This window comes from Massilia antarctica (genome assembly GCF_015689335.1).
In the GTDB taxonomy this organism is placed as follows: Bacteria; Pseudomonadota; Gammaproteobacteria; order Burkholderiales; family Burkholderiaceae_D; genus Telluria_A; species Telluria_A antarctica.
The window spans coordinates 4,341,528-4,359,491 of sequence record NZ_CP065053.1 but is presented as its reverse complement, the minus strand read 5'-3'; the positions used below and the strand labels follow the sequence as shown (position 1 = coordinate 4,359,491).

13 protein-coding genes are annotated in these 17,964 nt (G+C 67.6%); 1 reads left to right on the top strand and 12 read right to left on the bottom strand.

What is annotated here, in order from left to right:
- Position 1 precedes the first annotated feature (1 nt).
- Positions 2-2,758 carry a winged helix-turn-helix domain-containing protein gene (locus tag IV454_RS19490; RefSeq protein ID WP_206087431.1) on the bottom strand — a complete coding sequence of 919 codons (2,757 nt, stop codon included), beginning with the start codon at positions 2,756-2,758 and terminating at the stop codon, positions 2-4.
- 413 nt (positions 2,759-3,171) lie between these two features.
- Between IV454_RS19490 and IV454_RS19485 the strand changes: the two genes are divergently transcribed.
- The gene (locus IV454_RS19485; RefSeq protein ID WP_206087430.1) at positions 3,172-3,978 is read left to right on the top strand and encodes a winged helix-turn-helix domain-containing protein; all 807 of its coding nucleotides are present in this window, start codon (positions 3,172-3,174) and stop codon (positions 3,976-3,978) included.
- Here the strand turns inward: IV454_RS19485 and tssM are convergent.
- The 11 genes from tssM to tssA all read right to left on the bottom strand — a co-directional run bounded on the left by tssM (position 3,920) and on the right by tssA (position 17,910).
- Complete coding sequence (gene tssM / locus IV454_RS19480) at positions 3,920-7,267, bottom strand: type VI secretion system membrane subunit TssM (RefSeq protein ID WP_206087429.1); 3,348 nt, start codon at positions 7,265-7,267, stop codon at positions 3,920-3,922. The genes IV454_RS19485 and tssM overlap by 59 nt on opposite strands.
- Positions 7,264-8,574: a type VI secretion system protein TssL, long form gene (tssL, locus tag IV454_RS19475; protein WP_206087428.1), complete on the bottom strand. Its 1,311-nt coding sequence runs from the start codon at positions 8,572-8,574 to the stop codon at positions 7,264-7,266. Before tssL ends, tssM begins: the two co-directional genes overlap by 4 nt.
- A gap of 15 nt (positions 8,575-8,589) precedes the next feature.
- Entirely contained in the window at positions 8,590-9,924 is a 1,335-nt protein-coding gene (tssK, locus tag IV454_RS19470) for a type VI secretion system baseplate subunit TssK (RefSeq protein ID WP_206087427.1), read from the bottom strand.
- A gap of 39 nt (positions 9,925-9,963) precedes the next feature.
- The gene (locus tag IV454_RS19465; RefSeq protein ID WP_206087426.1) at positions 9,964-11,151 is read right to left on the bottom strand and encodes a type VI secretion system-associated FHA domain protein; all 1,188 of its coding nucleotides are present in this window, start codon (positions 11,149-11,151) and stop codon (positions 9,964-9,966) included.
- 10 nt (positions 11,152-11,161) lie between these two features.
- Positions 11,162-13,153 (bottom strand): type VI secretion system Vgr family protein, encoded by a 1,992-nt coding sequence (locus IV454_RS19460; RefSeq protein ID WP_206087425.1) that lies wholly within the window; start codon positions 13,151-13,153, stop codon positions 11,162-11,164.
- Positions 13,154-13,186: 33 nt separating this feature from the next.
- Positions 13,187-13,576: a DUF4280 domain-containing protein gene (locus IV454_RS19455; protein ID WP_167089773.1), complete on the bottom strand. Its 390-nt coding sequence runs from the start codon at positions 13,574-13,576 to the stop codon at positions 13,187-13,189.
- The gene (tssE, locus tag IV454_RS19450) at positions 13,576-14,073 is read right to left on the bottom strand and encodes a type VI secretion system baseplate subunit TssE (protein WP_206087424.1); all 498 of its coding nucleotides are present in this window, start codon (positions 14,071-14,073) and stop codon (positions 13,576-13,578) included. Before tssE ends, IV454_RS19455 begins: the two co-directional genes overlap by 1 nt.
- Before the next feature lie 152 nt (positions 14,074-14,225).
- The gene (locus IV454_RS19445) at positions 14,226-14,723 is read right to left on the bottom strand and encodes an Hcp family type VI secretion system effector (RefSeq protein WP_206087423.1); all 498 of its coding nucleotides are present in this window, start codon (positions 14,721-14,723) and stop codon (positions 14,226-14,228) included.
- Positions 14,724-14,814: 91 nt separating this feature from the next.
- Entirely contained in the window at positions 14,815-16,317 is a 1,503-nt protein-coding gene (gene tssC / locus IV454_RS19440; protein WP_206087422.1) for a type VI secretion system contractile sheath large subunit, read from the bottom strand.
- Positions 16,318-16,337: 20 nt separating this feature from the next.
- Entirely contained in the window at positions 16,338-16,838 is a 501-nt protein-coding gene (gene tssB / locus IV454_RS19435; protein ID WP_054267361.1) for a type VI secretion system contractile sheath small subunit, read from the bottom strand.
- Positions 16,839-16,875: 37 nt separating this feature from the next.
- Entirely contained in the window at positions 16,876-17,910 is a 1,035-nt protein-coding gene (tssA, locus tag IV454_RS19430; protein WP_206087421.1) for a type VI secretion system protein TssA, read from the bottom strand.
- Positions 17,911-17,964: the final 54 nt, after the last annotated feature.

The window sequence follows — 17,964 nt, the reverse complement described above, 5'->3', positions numbered from 1 at the left end:
GTCAGAGCAGGTTCAGGCTGCGCGCCCGCGCGACGGCGCCGCTGCGGTTGCGCACCGCGAGCTTGGCGAAGATATTATGCAGGTGCCACTTGACCGTGCCTTCCGAGACGAACAGCAGCGCGGCCAGCTCGCGGTTGGCCAGCCCGCGTTCGGCCAGCTTGAGCACCTGCACCTCGCGCGGCGACAGGGCATGCGCTTCGGGTAGCGCGGCCGCGCCGGCCGCCGCGTCATCGGCCACCGGGTGCGCCGGCGCGCCACACGCGGCCAGCAGGTGCGCCAGGTAGTCCGGCGTGACCAGGCGCGCGTCGCGCCGGCGTGAATGCGCTTGCCAGGCGCCGTGGCTGGCGACCAGCGCGCGCACCTGCGGCCCCTCGTCGGCGATCGAGCGGCACAAGCCGCCCTCCTCGCCGATCAGCAGCGCTTCATGCAGCGCCGCTCCCGCTTCCTCGTGCTCGGCGCGGACGCCATGGTAGCGCGCCTGCAGGCACAGAAGCTTGACCAGCATGCGCAGGCGAGTCTGCAGGCGCGCTCGGGCGATCAATTCCTGCAGCCGCGCGCCGATGGCGCCGGCCTCGGCGCCGCCCTGCGCCAGGCGCAGGCGGATGCGCGCGATGCCGACCGCGACTTCCTCAGCCTCGGCGCGGCCGCGCGCCGCCGGTCCGGCCGTGGCATCGATCGCGTCGAGCGCGTGTTCGTGGCTGGCCGCCAGCCCCACCTCGTCCTGGCGCAGCGCCAGCCGGATGCGCTCGGCCATCAGGATGCGCGCCAGGCGCACTTGCTTGCACTGCAGCGCGCTGGCCACGCCGTTGGCCAGCACCGAATCGGCCGCGCCGCCCTGGCCCTGCACGCACAGCAGGCGCGCGCGGGTCAGATACGCGGCCATGTAGTCTTCCAGCAGGCCGAAGCCGTGCGGTATCGGGCCGCCCTCGCCCTGGGCCGGCGCGACCGTGTCGGTGGGGATGGTCAGCGCGCTGTCGAGCGCCGCGGCGGCCGCGTCGATCTTGTCGAGTTCATAGGCCGCCTGCGCCAGGTGCACGCCGGTGTGCGAGGCCACCATCGAATCGGCGCCCAGGCGGTCGCGGTTGGCGATGTACAGGGCGGCCAGCACCCGTTCGGCCTCGCGCGCCTGTCCCTGTTCGAGCCGGATGATGCTGATGAAGCGCTCGGTCCACACCACGCCCGAATAAAAATCGGCGGCCGCGTAAAAGGTTTCGGCGCTCTGGCAGGACTGTTCGGCGACCGCGTAATCGTGCGCCACGTAGGCGCTGTAGCCGATCGCGATGTGCGCGCGCGCGATGTCGGACGGCTGCGCCGATCCTCCCCAGCGCGCCAGCCACGCGCGGCTGCGGCTGGCCGCCAGCGCGGTCTTGTCCTGGAACGCGTACAGCAGGCACCACAACATCTCCATGGTGCACAGGATGGCGCCCACGCCGGCGACCGGCGCGCCGGTGCCCAGGTCGTATTCCAGTTCGGCCAGCGCGCTTTCAGCCTGTTCGAAGCGATTGTTCCAGATGCTGGAACGGATGAAGGTCAGGCGCAGCTGCACGCGCTGGGCCAGCAGGCGGTAAGGAACGGCCGACATCCAGCGCAGCAAGGTATCGAAACCGGCGCGCGCGCGAATCAGTTCATCGACGCAGCCGGCGATCAGGTCGACCGCGCGCGTGCTGTCGTCGCCGGCCAGGGCATAGCGGATCGCTTCATCGTTCTCGCCGGCCCGTTCGCACCAGTGGCTGGCCGCGCGGTAGTCGGCGCGCGCGGCCGCGCCGTCGGCGTTCAGATAGCGCGTGCGCAGATACTCGCCCAGCAGGTGGTGATAGCGGAACGATTCGCCGCGCCGGTCCAGCGGAATGAGGAACAGATTATGCGCGGCGATCCAGTCGATCAGTTCGGGCGCGTCGCGCAGCGCCAGCGCGTCCTGGCACAGGCGCCCCGAAAAGCGGTCGAACAGCGCCGTGCGCGACATGAACTGGTCGACCTGCGGCGGCAGGCGCGCCAGCACCGCTTCCATCAGATAGGACGCGATATCGTGCGCGCTGCCGGAAAAATCGTGGATGAAGCGTTCGCGGTCGGCGGCGTTTTGCAGCGCGATCGCCGCCAGCTGAAGGCCGGCCGCCCAGCCTTCGGTGCGCTCGTACAGCACGCCGCAGTGGGCGCCATCGAGCGCGCCGGCGCTCACCACGTCCATGAAGGCGCAGGTTTCCTCGCGCGTCAGGCTCAGGTCGGCCGCGCCCAGGTCGGCCACGCCGCCGCACAGGCGCAGGCGGCTCAGTTTCAGGGGAATCCGGCTGCGCGAGCCGATATACAAGGTCAGCTGGGCCGGGCTGACCGCCAGCAACCAGTCCATCAGTTCATGCACGGCCGGGTTGTCGATCACATGGTAATCGTCGAAAAACAGGGCAACGTCGCAGCTCTGGTGGGTCAGGCGGTTGCACATGGCCAGCAGCTGGGCGCGCCCGCTGGCGTGCGCCGTGGCGCCCGCCCCGAAAGGATGAGCGGCGGCCAGGGCCGCCGTGACGTGCAGCAGGAAGCGCTCGACCTCGTTATCGGCCGCATCGAGATTGATCCAGCAACTGCCCACCCCGAGCGCCGCCAGCGCCGCCATCTGATGCGCCATGGTCGTGCTCTTGCCGAATCCGGCCGGGGCCACCAGGCACACGATACGGGCGCCAGCGACCGCCGCGATACGCTGGTGCAGGCGCGGCACGGGAAAAAACCGGGCCGGCAGCGCCGGCGGATGAAATTTTGCTTCTGTTGTCATGAGAAGGAGCGCGAAAACACAGGTCGGACGGCTGCCGTTCGCCACGGTCGAATCGTGAACAAGCGCGGTTATATTTGTGACAATTGCATTACATATTAACCGAAAAGCATCGAATGGAAAGCGTGGATTGTTACTTTTTCACCGAACCGCCTTGCGCGGCATGCTTGATTGCACCGAAGAAAAACTCTGGGGCAGGCATTCGTTCTCACATGTAACAGTTTGACCGATTGGCAAATACGAACCTAACTTTCGATAGGTAGCCAGCCTCGCGCTTCATGCTTTGATGTGTTGACCGGCGCCGTATGCGACCGGCCCGTCGGCCAAGAGAGTGCCGCCGTACCAAAACACAATCATAAGGATAATGTATGCGTGTACATATTCATGTTGGCGGAAAACTTTTGTATGAAAACTGCATGGCGAACATTCGTGAGTTTCGTTCGGCCACCACGAGCAACGAGCTGCTCGCCTTCAGTGGGCTGGACATCTCGGCGCTCAATCTGCACGGCGGCAGCGCCGACTTCCTGTGCGATGCCAGCCTGGCGAACGTCATCCTGGTCGACAGCCGCGAATACCGTCTGCTCGACGCCCTCGCTCCAGCCCAGCGCATGGCGCGCGGCATGGCCGACCGGCGCCTCTGGCCGGCGCCACTGATCCTGGCGGTCGACGCCCACCAGAGCCCGCCCAGCGCCACCGATAGCGGCATGCTGGCCGCCGACTGGGTGTTCGCGCCAGTCAGCCCGACCGACCTGCTGCGCCGCGCATCCTTGCTGCTGCAGCGCCTGCAAAGGCCGGCCCAGGGCGCGCCAGACGAACCCGTGGCGCGCCCGGCATTCGCGGACGGGCCGGCGCTGTCGCTGCATGCGGCATCGCTGTCGGTGGCCTACCAGGGCCGCACGGTGCGCCTGAGCCGCGCCGAATTCATGTTGGTCGACTTGTTTCTCGGCCGCTCGGGCGGGGTGGTTTCCTTCGGTGAACTTTCCGAATTCTTCCAGACCCAGGGCAAGGCCGATTCGCGCAGCAATATCCGGGTGGGGATCTTCGAGCTGCGCCTGAAACTCGAACAACTGAGCGGCAGCGCGCTCGGCCTGGTGAGCATTTACCGCCAGGGTTACGCCCTGCGCCATACGAGCGGGCGCGCCACGCAACAGTACGCAGCGCCGTTCACAGCCGGGTCAGGCAGCGGCTGGCCTCGACAATCTCGCGCCGGAACGGGTTGTTGACGCTGCTGGCCTTCAGTTCATACCTGAAGGCCAGCCCGTCGATGTCGAAACTGAGCGCAAAGCGGTCGGGCTGCGCGGTTTTTTCCAGGCGTCCCAGGTCGAGCATGTGCAGCCAGGCCCAGCTTCCCTCGGTATGCAGGGCGGCGGATCCGGCCTGCAGCCGCACCTGCTCGCTGTCTTTTCCGCCCGGCACCTGGAAACGGGTCGCGCCCAGGGTTCCGCCGGCCGCATGCGTGAGGAGCTGGCCCTCGATATCGAACACCGCCTTGGCCAGCGCCGGGTCGGCGTCCAGCGGGCGCAGGGAAAAGCGCATCGCCACCCGCTTGCCGCCATCGGCAAACCAGGTAGCGCGGATGCGCGCGGCGCGCTGGAATTCATCGAGCGCTTCCTGGCTGAGCCCCAGGCGGTTGCTAGTGCCGGCACGCAGGCGCCAGCGCCCCGAGCCGGTGTCCACATGGGCCGACAGATGCTTGTCGAAGAAAGTGTCGACCAGGCCGCCGACGCCATAAAAATCGCCGAAATCGTCCGCATTGACGTCGGTTTTGGCGCCGCGCACCAGCGGGTAGCGTCCCTCGATACCGCTGCGGCACAGGAGCGCCGGCCCGGCCTGCCACAAGGCGTTCAGGCGCGCATGTTCGTTGTCCAAGGTCAGGCCGGCCGCGCTGGCATGGGCCGTCGTCAGCAGGGCCGCCAGCGGCGTGGGCAAGCCCTCCCCCAGTTGGCGCAGCCCGGCCAGCGCGGCGCCGGCCGGCATGGGCTGGCCGCTTTGCTGCGCCAGGGCGACCGCCGCCAGCTCGGTCGACGCCTGCTTCAACGATTCCATCAGCCGGTCGAACTCGCTGACCTTGTCGGTACCTGGCGCCAGCAGCCGGTGCAGGCGCGCGAAATGCAGGTCGACCGGGTGCGCCGCCGGCGCGGCGGCCAGGGCCGGGGGCTGCACCGGGGCCGACAGCGCCGCCTGGACCCGGCGGGTGGTCATCTGCACCGCCTGTTGCAAGGCAAAGCCGCCGACGGCGCCGGCGGCCTTGCGCCCGGCGCTCTCCAGGCGGGTCTGGGTGGCGGCGGCCTGCAACAGTTTGCGCAGCGGCGATTCGCTCCCCGCCAGCGCGTTGAGGGTGCGCACGGCGCCATCGATGCTGTCGACCGGGGCCAGGGCGATATCGGCCAGCAGCCCATCCCACTGGGCGATGTAGTCGTCGGCGTACAGGCGCAGCACGGCCGCCTTCAAGCCCGCATCGCGCCGCTCCAGCACCCAGCCATCGGCCACCTCGGCGGCCACGGCGTGGTCGAGCAGGCCGAGGAAGGCCGTGTTACCGGCCACCGTGAACAGGCCGGGGACGCCGCGCGAAAATGGCAGCGCGCTGCGGCGCGTGAGCACCTGGCTCAGGCCCGGGCCGCCCAGCGCGGCCAGGTCGAGGTCGGCCAGAGAGGCCAGCCCCGGCGCCTGGCGCAGGCGCTGGTAGACGCGCTCGCTGAGCGGCAGCGAGTCCAGCGCCTGGCGGGTGGCGGCGATCAGCTGCGGGTCGAGCTGCACCGGCGCGCCGGCCAGGGTCGCTTCCGAGAACAAGGCCGCCAGATGGCGCGCGGCGGGCGCGGCGTTGTCGAGATGGCGCTCGCACCAGCCGCGCAGGGCCAGCGGATCGCGATGCCGGCTCTGGCCCAGCATCAGATACACGCGCAGCAATTCGTAGCGATAGTCGCTGTCGTGCGCGGCGCCACGGCGCAATTCGATTTCCATGCGCTCCTGTACCCGTGGCAGCAGGGTGGCGCGCAGCAGACGGCGATAGGCGCCGTCTGCCGCCGTGCCCAGGCGCTCGCCCTGATACAAGCCAAGCCGCATCGACAGCGGCGCGTCGCCGGCGCGCTCCTCGTCGCTGCCCGCCATGACGCGCACCGCGTCGAGCAGGGCCAGCGGCGCCAGCACGGTGCGCTCGGCCGGAACCAGGGCGCGCGCCGCCTGCCGGGCCAGCACGGTCTGGCGCGCCGCCTGCTGCACGTACGCGCGGTTGCCGGCGAAGCTGCGCGCCAGGGCGGCCGTGCCCGCGAGCAGGACCAAAGCGCTCGCCGCCAGCGCGATGCGTCCATGCAGGCGCCGCCGCCCCGTGCGCGCGGCGCTGTGCGCTTGCAAGCCGCTTTCCTGGAAGACCAGGTCGCGCAGCAGGCGCGTCAGAAAATAGCTGCGCGCGCCCGGTCCGAAGCCGCCGTCGGCCGGCGCCGCGCTGACAAAATAGGCGCCGCGCAGCATCAGTTCGTCGCCGAATTCGCTGGGCTGGAAGGCCTCGTCCAAAAACGAGCGCAGCGCCTCGCCCAGGGTGGAAAACTGTTGCGGGAAGCCGAACACCAGCGCGCGCCGCGTCTCATCGTCTTCGCTCTGCATGCGCTCGATCAGGCGCGCTCGCAGCTGGCGTTCGAGCGCCTCGAAGCGCGCGCCAAAGCCTTCGCCGGCGGCATCCGGCCCGAGCGGAAAGCTCATGCCCCACACCTGGGCCCGGTCATGTTCGGCCAAGGAATCGAACCAGGCGCCGAAACCGGGCAGCAAATCGCACTTGCTGACCACCACATACAGCGGCACGACAACGCCGAGCTGGCGCTGCAATTCATCGATCCTCGCGCGGATCGCATGCGCCTGTGTGCGCCTGGCCGCCGCGCCCTGGCTCAGCAGGGCGGCGGCGCTCAGCACCACGATCACGCCTCCCGGCGGGCACTGGCGCCGCCGCTGGCGCAGCAGGGCGAGCGCATCGGCCCAGGCGGCACCATCGTCGGTGCTGTAGTGGCCGGGCGTATCGAGCAGCAGCGCCGCGCCGTTGACCCGCCATTCGCAGCGCGCGGTCGGCGCCAGGGTGCGCCCGGCGCGTGCCTGCGCCAGCGCCATGGTCAGGCCGGACTGCTCCAGCATGCTGGTTTTACCGCTACCGGGGCCGCCCAGCAGCACATACGATGGCAGCGGCGCCGCCCAGCGCCCGCGCGCCTTGCGTCCCAAAGCCAGGGCCGCGCGCAGGCGCTGTGCCAGCAGGCGCCGTTCGTCGGCGGCGGCCACTTGCTCCGGTGGCGGCGCAGACGCCGCCGCGCGCCGCGCCAGCGCCGCCCTGCCCCAGCGCGCGCCCAGAAAGATCATCCACACGGCCAGCAGCGCCACGATCGCCAGCGCGCGCGTCCGTGGCGCCGCGAAAGGCACGGCGCCGTTAAATGCCAGCAGCGGTGCCTGGGTCCAGATCAGCACCGCCAGCAGCACCAACGCCACGAAGGTCAGGCCAGTTGGCGAAACAAGAAAGCGCAGCAAGCGTTTCATGGGGTTCCCTCAAGGTTGTCGCGCGACAGGATGATGACCACACGCCGGTTGCGTGCGCGGTTGGCTGCGCTATCGTTGGGCACCAGCGGCGCGCTGTCGCCGCGTCCCTGGGCGGTGAAGCGGTCCGCCGACGCCGCGCGCGACGCCAGCAGCGCCGCCACGGTGGTCGCGCGCGCGCCGGACAGCGCCTGGTTCGACGGAAAGCGCGGCGAGGCGCTCTTCACGTCGTCGGTATGGCCGATCACCAGCACCCGCCCCGGCAAGGGCGCGAGCGCGCCGGCGATACGATCAAGCAGGGGCAGAAAGGGCGCGGCGACATCCGCGCTGCCCGAGGCGAACACGCCCTCCCCGTGCAGCACGATGGTCGACTGCGCCGCGGCGTCGGTGACGCTGATCAAGCCGCGTTCGACATCGGGCGCCAGCAAGGCGGCCAGGCGCGGCGGCGCCGCCAGCGCCATCGTTGCCACGGGCGCCGGGGGCGCGGCATTGGGCACGCTCAGCGCCGCAAGGCTGGCGACAACCGGGTCGGTGTTGCGGTCGAGCGTGACGCGGGCGGCAACGCCCAGGCCCAGCAGAATCGCCAGCATCGCCGCCAGCGACAGCGCCAGCACAGCGGGACGCGCCGGCGCCCGCGCCACCGGCGGCGCCTGCCAGTCGGGCGACAAGGCCATGTCGCAGGCGCCTCTTTGCTTGCGGATCAGCAGCTGCAAGCGCTGGCGGATGGTATCGAGCCGCGCCTGCCCGCCATCGATGACCCGGTAGCGCCCTTCCAGCCCCAGCGCCAGGCACAGGTACATCAATTCCAGCAAGTCCAGGTTCGTATCGGGGTCCTGGCACAGCTTCTGCAAGATCAGGAAGAATTTTTCGCCGCCGAACGCCTCGTTGTGAAAGTGGACGAGCAGGCTCTGGCTGGCCCAGACGCCGTTGCCGCCCCACGCCGTGCCCGAGATCGTTTCATCGAGCAAGGTGCACAGGCAATACTGCGCTCCCGCCACGGTGGCCGGCGCGCTGCCGTGGCGCGCGGCGTCGGCGGCAAAACGCTGCATCCCCTGCAGCAGTTGCTGGCGCAGTGCGGGCAGGTCGACATGGGCCGCGCCGGCGCGCGCTTGCAGCGCAAATTCCAGCAGCGGCGTGGCCAGCCCGACCAGGGCATTCGGCCAGCGCGGCGCGCAAAACGCGTACATTCCGGGCGTGAACGCCAGCGGCGCCTGTTTTCCTGCCACGGCGGGCCTTGCCGGGCGCGCGCGCCGGGGCGCGGCGTCGTCGATCCGCAAGACGGTCTGTTCCCAGTCTTTATCGATTTGCAACACGGTATGCCTTTCTCATGAGCGGATCGCCCAGAACGCCATCTGCAAGCCGGGAAAGTCGCCCGCCACATGCATGGCAAAGCCGGCCGAGCTGCTCAATTGCTGCCAAGAGTCGCCGCCGCGCTCCAGTTCGAAGTAGGTAAAGCCCGCGTGGAAGGGCAGCTGGCGCGGCGCCACCGCCAGCGGACGCAGGCTGATGCCGGGCAGTTGCAGGTTGACCAGGTCGCGGATGCTTTCGACCGATCCGATCTTGATCTGGCGCGGCAGCATCAGCCGCAAGGTTTCGGCCGGCAGCTGGGCGTTGACCGCCAGCACGAAGGTGGCCGACTTGACCAGCTCGGGCTCGCGCAGCAGGGCCACGCGGATGCCGTACTGGCGCTCGTCGAGCGGCAGCGCCACCGCCTGCGTCTCCAGCACCAAGGACAGCGCCTGGCGCAGGTCTTCGATCAGCGGCGCGAAGCTGGCGTGCAGATCGTCGTGGCGGTAAGCCGGGTAGCGCGCCGCGCGCCGCGCGCCGGCCCCGAAACTGCGCAATTCACCGGCGAGCTGCAAGGCGGCGCGGTAAAACGCTTCCGGGTGCAGCAGCGGCGTGGCCGCCAGGTGCGCGAACAGGGGATCGGCGCGGTTAATCATTTGCAGCATCAGGAAATCGGAAATCTCCGCCGCTCCCGCCGCGCCGGGCTGGCCGAGGCGCTGGGACAGGGCATCGCCGCGCTGGCGCAGCAGGCCTAGTAGTTCGTCGGCGAAGCTGCGCAGGTAGGGCGCCACGCGCAGGTCCAGGGATGGCGGCTGGTAATCGGTATCGAGCACCAGTTGCTTGTCGGGCCGGCGCTCGATCACCCTCGCCACACCAAGGCAGGCGTGGGCGCTGGCGGCGTCCTGGGCCAGCATCAGGCGCAGGCGCAGCTTGCCGACCTGGACCAGGGCGCTGCTGTCCAGGCCGGTGCTGTCGCGCACTTCCTGCTCGGCCGTGGCATGGCGCGCGTCATTGTCGGCGCCGGCGCCGTGCATCGTGACCTCATCCACGCCGGGGCGGCGCAGGGGCACGGCGAGCACCACCAGCACATCGCGCGCGTCGTCCGGGATGTCTAGCGGCAACGGCAACTCCTCGTCGCAGGGCAGGCTGAACACGGTTCCGTCCGGCATGACGGCGGCGCAGGAGGTCAGCGCGATGCGGCCGGATCCGAGCTGGGCGACGTCGATGGCAAGCTTGGAAAAGCCGTAGCCGTACGGGCCGAGGGCGGCCACCCGCGCATCGAGCTGGTGTTGCAGATAGCGGTCGTGCTGCTGCAGATGCTGCGGTTGCAGCAGCATGCCCTCGGACCAGACGACTTTACGGTTGCATGACATGGTTCAGGTTCCAGGGTGGTCGTATGGAAGGGGCGCCGTTCAGCGGTCGCCCTGCATTTTGCGCAGGCGCGCGTCGTAGGCGGCCGCGAACGGCGCGCCAAACAGCTGCTCGAAGTCGTGCCGCGCCGCCAGCGCCAGGTTGTCGTGGGCGTGCACGGCGTGCGTCCACAGCCGCGCCTCGCACTGCGACGGCAGCAGCCTGGCGAGCGCGCCGGATGGCCCGGCGTCGGCGGCGATGCGCACCGGGTCCAGGCGCTCGATCACCCCCGCCAGCGCGGCGCGCAGGCCGGCCTCGATCGCCGCTTCGTGGCAACGCACGCCGTCGAAGGCGCTGGCGATGGCCTTGTCGGCGCCCATGGCACCGATGTCGGGCGCGAACAGCAGGTGCGCCAGCGCGCTCTCGGCGTCGGGGCAGGCCAGCAAGGGATTGCGCGTGTCTTCCGGCGGCGATTGCACCTCGTAGCGCGCGTCGCGGCGCCCGGCGGCGCGCGCCTTGAGCACGGCCATGGCGCCGGCCATCGCCTGGCGCAGCATCACGCCGGCCAGGTGGGCCAGTTCGGCCGGCGGCGCCGCCGTGACGGTGTCGGACAGGCCCATGCCGGTCAACAGGGCCTGGAGTACGGCGCGGGCGCCGCCATCGGTGGGGGGCGCCACGTCGGCCAGTGGATCGTAGTCGTCGGGGATCAGCATGCGCGGCGTGCTGCACAGGCGCACCTGGTCCATCGGGATCGCATGCGAGGCGACGTGGTCGAATTGGGCGGCGCCGCTGTCGGGCGCGCGCCAGCCATCGGTCAGCAGGCCGAGTGGATCGTCGCCGTCGGCGCCGGCCGATGCGCCGATCAGGTCCAGGATGTTGGTGCTGGCGGCTGCTTCGCCGACGCCGGCCAGCGCGGCAATGGCAAGCATGGTGTGCTGCGCCAGTTCGACACCGAGCACGTAGTCGCCGATGGTCAGCTGGTCGCCATCATTGAGCAGCGCGCTCTCGCCGCTGGTGAGCGGATAGCCGTTGATGGCGCTCGGGTTGCGGCCCACGTCGGTCAGGCTGTAGCGGCCGGCCTCGAAAGCGATGCGGGCGTGCTCGCGCGAGATAGTCTGCTCCGGGTCGGGCAGCGCCACCGCGCAGGAGGGCGCGCGGCCCACCTTGGCGCCATCCTGGCCGACGCAAAACACGGCCGGCAGCGCGGGCGCCTGGCCGTGGTGGCTGAGGATGCGCAAGGTCAGTGGCATCGGGCGCTCCTCAATTGATCTTCACCAAGGCGCCTTCGATCGTCATGATCGCGCCCGATTTGATGCTGGCCATGGCGCCCGACTTGACGGTCAGGTTGGCGTCGGCCTGCACCAGCACTTCCGGCGCCTTGATCGTGATCTTGCCCGGTTCGATCTTGACGCTGCTGGCGCCGACCTTCAGTTCGATCGAGGAATTGGCTTCGATGACGATGCTTTTACCGGCCGACACGGTCTGGTCGCCGCCGATGTCGACCGCCTGCTTGCCGCCCACGTCGAGCTTGTGGTCGGCCTTGATGGTCACGCACTGGTCCTTGCCGATGTCGAGCCGCTGGTCGTTGCCGACCTTGCACCGCTGATCGTGGCCGATCTCCAACTGCTGGTCGTTGTGGATCGAAATCGACTGGTCGCCCTTGTCCTTTTTCTCAAAGCCGACCTTGAGCGTGTCGTTGTTCTTGACCACGCGCAGAAAGTCCTTCTCGGCCTGCACGAAAATCTCCTCGCCGTCCTTTTTGTCGTCCAGCCGGATCTCGTTGAAGCCGGTGCCGTCGATGCTGTGCGACTTGATGGTCGAGCGGCTCTGCTGCTGCGGCAGGGTGTAGGGCGGCATGGTGTCGCTGTTGTACACGCAGCCGGTGACCAGCGGGCGGTCCGGATCGCCCTCCAGGAAGTCGACCACGACCTCCATGCCCACCCGCGGAATGAACATGGTTCCCCAGCCTTTGCCGGCCCAGGCCTGCGACACGCGCACCCAGCACGAACTCTTGTCGTCGTCCTGGCCGTCGCGGTCCCAGTGGAACTGCACCTTGATGCGGCCGTATTTGTCGGTCCAGATTTCCTCGCCCGGCTTGCCGACCACGATGGCCGTCTGCGGTCCCTGCACGCGCGGCCTGGCGATGTGCGGCAGCGGGCGGTAGCCGTGATCGGCACCGATGGCGGCAAAGCGGCACAGCGCGCGCAGCGGGCGCGAGATGGCGGCCGAGGCGTAGTCGTCGCCTTCGATGGTGAAGTCGGTCGCGGTGACGAGGTAGGCGCGGTTTTGATCGGCGCGCGGATGACCGGCCAGACCGAACAAGCCGCCCGGGTACAGGCCGCGCGCATTGGTCGCGGCGCTCACTTGTTCGCCCTGCCCGTGCACGCTCTCCATGCGTCCCAATGCGAGCGCCTCGCCTTCCTGGGCGGTGGCGTGGGTGCCGGGATAATCGAACAATTCGTACAAGGGCTGGGTGGAGGCGGCCGCGCGCGCCCGCACCAGCAGGCTGCCGCTGGCGCTGGCGGCGGCCTTTTCGAAGTCGTAGTCGTTGAGCACATAGGCGCCGGAAGCGATTTCGCCGGCCGCCGACCAGGTCTGCACGCTTTCGCGGTCGGCCGCGTTGGCGCCGCTCTCGCCGCAAAACGTCAGCGCACCGTAGCCGGGGATGGTGCTGTGCGCGGCGTAGGAGTCGGCCAGCACCATCGTGTGATGGCCGCTGGCGTGGGTGAAGTAAAAGTAAATGCCCGCGTGTTCGAGCAGGCGGCAGACGAAATCGAAGTCGGTTTCGCGGTATTGCACGCAGAACGGCAGCTTGGGATAGTCGCCGCTCAAGCCCTTGGCCGACAGGTCGGCCAGGCCGCCGTAGACGGCCGCCCCGCAGACTTCCTTGACGATCTCGATGATGGTGCGGTTCTGGAAAATGCGGCAGTTCGACGAGCGCTTGAGGAGCCACAGCCAGGGGTGGACAGTCGCTTCGTAGACGGCGAACTTGTCGTTCCAGCCGGTCATGCCGAAGCGCGTGACGATGCCGTTCCAGTGCCGCTTCCCGCCGTCGGCCAGATCGAGGCGCACGGTGAGCGGCTTGCCCAGCACCTCGTCGATCCTGATGGCGTGGTTGGCGCTGAACAGTTGCAAGCGGTACTCCGGCAGACGGCCCAGCCGCTCGCTTCCATTCATGCGATGGAACAGCAGCACGTCGGCACCGAGCGGGGTGCTGACGGAAACGTCTCGGTTCTCTTGCGTGTCGAGCATGGGGGCCTTTGCGAAATCGGTGCGCTCGCGCGTCTAGGGAATCATCGTCTTGATGGTCCCGGCGGTGGTGAAGGCGATCGCCCCGCCCCAGTTGCACAGGCACTTCGACAGGTTGTCCAGCGCCGGCATATTACCCAGCAGGACAGTCGGCGCACCCGTGACCCAGGGCGCGCTGGTGACCGGGATACAGGGCATGGGCGTGAGCGCACCCAGCGCGGCGGCGGTGGCGGCGGCCACCATCGGATTGGCCATCGAATTGCACATGCCGAAAGGCGGGATGTTCACGATCGGGATGTGGTCCATGATGTTGGCCGCCGGTGGCCCTTCGGCCAGCACCTTGTTTTTGGGGAGCACCACGAGGGTGGACGGCGCGACGCCGAAGGTGCAGGTCATCATCGCGCCCATGGAAACCTGGCTTGCCATTAGCTTCTTTCTATCAAATGAACGGTACCGCGCTCGAGATCGAGTTCGGTCTTGAGATACAGGTGTTCGGGAAAAGGCTGACCCCAGAGTTCAGCGCAAATGTCGAACAAGATCGTGTTGCTGGCGTCGGCGGCGGAAGCGACCGCGCTCACCGACACGGAATTGCGCAACAGGCGCGGCTCGAAATCCCAGATGGCCTGGCGGATGCCCTGTTCAAGGCCGGCCAGATCGAGGCCGTCGACGCTGACGCCGGAAATATCGGGAATGCCGTAATTGAGGACGCTGTCGTGCACATGGCGCGGCAGGCCTGGCTGGGCGCGCGGGAACAGGCGGCTGGCGTTGAGCAGCCAGGTCAGGTCGCGCAGCACGGCGCGGCGCAGGCCGGCCATGCATAGCACGCGCTGCTCGCGCGGCTCCGACGTCTGGTCCGGCGCGAGGTCGGTCAGGCGGTCGAGCAGCGAAGGCTGCAAGCGTTCGCGCGGTGTCAGTTCAGCCATCTTGTGAAGGCGCCATTGGCGCGGCCGGGGCGATGCAAGGCCTTGCAAGCGGCATCGAACGCTGTAGGTTCACGAGCAAACTCCTTGCGATATGCGGTTAAATGCGGGCGCCCCCCGGTGCTGCGCCGGTGCCGGGAGGCGCATGCGGGCGACTACCCTTTTTTGGCGTCGTTAGCGGCGATATTCCAGGTAAATTTGCCGTTGTTGGCAACAGTGCCGTCGTCTTTTTGCTTGAAGTAGGCGATTTCGATCTCCCCGAAATGCAGCGACACGTTTTCCGTCAGCCGGTCCTCGCCTCCGCTGCCGCCCGTCGATATCGACGACACCAGCACCTTCTTCATGGTGATTTTCAGATAGTCGGACTGCCCTTCCCCGGCTTTTCGCACCAGCAGTTCGCACTTGGGAATGTGCGAACCGAGCGACAGCGCGATCATCATCGCCGCCGACGAGGAATCGACATACTTGGTGAACGACAGGTCCTGGGCCGTCGCCTTGCCGGAGCCGCCCCCGCCATTGCCATGGAAGGTGCCGGAATTCTGCAATCCCCAGCCCCATGCGAGGATATCGATGTCGCCCTTTCCGCTACGCTTGCTATCCTGGGTTTCACCCTTGATGTTGTCACCCATGTTAACGAACATATCTACTGCCATTTTTCGCTCCTTGTAATGCCGGCTCCACGGCCGGCGTTGTGACACAAAATGACCGGACCAATACGCCCCGGTGCACGCTACCGACTACCTGTTACGCGCCTGCCGCCGACGGCAGTTTGGAGACCAGGCGCAGCGATACTGTCAAACCTTCAAGCTGATAATGGGGACGCAGGAAGAACTTGGAGGCATAGAAGCCCGGGTTACCTTCGATCTCTTCGAGCACGACCTGCGCGGCCGACAGCGGCATCTCCGCCTTGGTGCGTTCGCTGGAGTTCATCGGGTCGCCGTCGACATAGCGGTTGATCCAGTTGGTCAACCAGCGCTCCATTTCCTCGCGCCCTTTGAACGAGCCGATCTTGTCGCGCACGATGCACTTGAGGTAATGCGCAAAACGGCAGGTGGCGAACAGGTATGGAAGGCGCGCCGCCAGGTTCGCGTTGGCGGTCGCATTCGGGTCGTCGTACTCGGCTGGCTTGTGCAGCGACTGGGCGCCGATGAAGGCGGCGAAGTCGGTGTTTTTCTTGTACACGAGGGGCATGAAGCCGTTGGCCGCCAGTTCGGCCTCGCGCCGGTCGGAAATCGCAATCTCGGTCGGACACTGCGTGGCGATGCCGCCGTCGTCGGTCGGGAAGGTATGCACCGGCAGCCCTTCCACGGCGCCACCGGATTCGATGCCGCGGATGCGCGAGCACCAGCCGTACTCCTTGAAACTGCGGTTGATGTTGACGGCCATCGCATACGCCGCGTTGGCCCAGGTGTAGTTCTTGCTGCCCGCGGCACTGGTATCTTCCTCGAAGTCGAATTCCTCGACCGGATCGGACTTGGCGCCGTAGGGCTGGCGTGCCAGGAAGCGCGGCATCGCCAGGCCGACATAGCGTGAATCCTCGGTTTCGCGGAACAGGCGCCAGGCGGCGTGCTCCGGGGTCTGGAACAGCTTGCCCAGGTCGCGCGGATTGGCCAGCTCCTGCCATGATTCCATCAGCATGACCGAGGGCGCGGCAGCAGCCAGAAACGGGGCGTGCGCGGCGGCGGCCACCTTGGCCATCGCTGCCAGCAGTTCGACATCCGGTGGGCTGTTGTCGAAGTAATAGTCGGCGACAATCGTCCCGAACGGTTCGCCGCCGAACTGGCCGTACTCTTCTTCGTACATCTTCTTGAAGATCGGGCTTTGGTCCCAGGCCACGCCCTTGTACTTCTTGAGCGTTTTTGCCAGATCGTTCTTGGCCACGTTCATCACACGGATTTTCAGGCTCTCGTCAGTCTCGCTGTTGTTGACGAGGTGGTGCAGGCCGCGCCACGCGCCTTCGAGCGCCTGAAACTGCGGCGCGTGCAGCACCGCGTTTATCTGTTCGCTCAATTTCTTGTCGAGCGCCGCGATCAGGCTTTCGATCGTTCCCAGCACATCGTCCGATACCAGGGCGGTGCCGATCAGGGCTTGCTCGGCCAAGGCGCGCACCGCGCTGTCGACCGCTTCCTTCGCCTTGTCCGACTGGGGCTTGAACTCCTTTTGCAGCAAGGCGCCAAAATCGCTCATCTCCAGCGTTGCAGTGCCTTGCTGCGCCGCTACCGCCGCGTCCAAATCTGTCTCTGCCATGTTCATCGCTCCTTGTTCTCTTATTCTTGCGGCTTGGGTGCCGCGGTCAGGGCTTGCATCAATGCCGGCTCCTTCAGCAGCCGTGCGATCAATTCCTCGGCCCCGGTCTTGCCATCCATGTAGGTCATCAGGTTCGACAACTGGGCACGGGCGTCAAGCAGGGCCTTGAGCGGTTCGACATTGCGGGCAATCGCCGCCGGCGAAAAATCGTCGAGCGAGGAAAACGTCATGTCGATCGCCATATTCCCTTCGCCAAGCAGGGTGTTGGGTACCTGCAGGACCACGCGCGGCTTCATCGATTTGAGGCGCTCGTCGAAATTGTCGATGTCGATTTCAAGGAACTGACGCTCGGCCACGGGCGCGAGCGGCTCGGCGGGCTGGCCCGAGAGGTCCGACATCACGCCCATGACGAAGGGCAGGCGCACCGTCTTTTCGCTGCCGTACACCTCCACGTCGTACTCGATCTGCACACGGGGCGCACGATTACGCCCGATGAATTTTTGGCTGCTCTGACTACCCACGTTTGACTCCTTGATGATTAGATAAACACTGCAACGTTCAGCGCTCCGCCGCGTCCTCGCACGAACCGCTGACAACCAACAACTGCTTCACGCCATCGGGCGCGAGGTCTTGCATCGCTTCCAGAAAATTCATCGGCACCAGCCGCTTGACCCGGTCGAGCAGCAGCGGCACCGGGCTCGATGGCTCGGACTGGGTGTAGTAAGCGCGGATCCGTTCGAGCATGCGCAGCACGTCGGCGCGGCTGGCGACGGCGCCGTCGGGCGTGGCCAGTTTCACTCCCCCGGCCGACCCGGCCACGGCTTGCGGCAGCAGCGCCGCGCGCCGCGCCAGTTCGGCGTCGAGGAAATCGAGGCCGCGTTTGAGGGGCCGGGTCAAGGGGCCGAGATTGAGCGCGTTGACGGCGCCCAGTTTGTGCATCAACAGCGCTTCGATTGCCAGCGTTTTGCCGTGCGCCTGGCGCAAGGCGCCCGCCGCCTGTTCCAGGGCTGCGGCGGCCACTTCACCAAGCGCGCGTTCCAGGGTCTGTATCGTTTGCCTGTCGCTGCCCGGCCGCGCTGCGAGGTCGCCATTGGCGACTTCGAGTTCGCGCACCGTCAACGCGCCCACGCCGGGCAAGGTCACAAGCAGCATGTCCCTGACGGCGCCAGCCACCGCATCGCTGTCGGCCAGCATGGCCAGGGAATTGACGCGCAGGGTCGGGTCCATGTCGTCGGCCGGATCGAGCTGGGGATGGACATCGTCCCAGTGCGCGGTCAGAAGATTGTCGATCAGGGTCACGCCATCGGCCAGGCCACGCAGGCCGTGCAAAGCAAGCGATGCGCGCAGCAGCGGGCAGGCGATACGCAGATCGCGGCTGCGTTCGAGAAGGGCTACGGCGAGCGACTCGACTGCTTTCCACTCCGGCTCAACGGCTGCAACGATGGTCGTGCCGTACTGGACTTCGGGTTTGCCGAGCATGAGTTCTTCAAGTGCGAGGAAGTCGGCGTCGTATTCCAGGTTCGGGCCGCAAGACACACCGGCGTCGGAGCCCGCAGGCATTGGATGGGTCGCGATGTTGTCGGATTCGGCCATGGAAGTTTAGAATACTCAGTGTTCGGTTAAGTGGCTGGCACACTAACGGGTGCC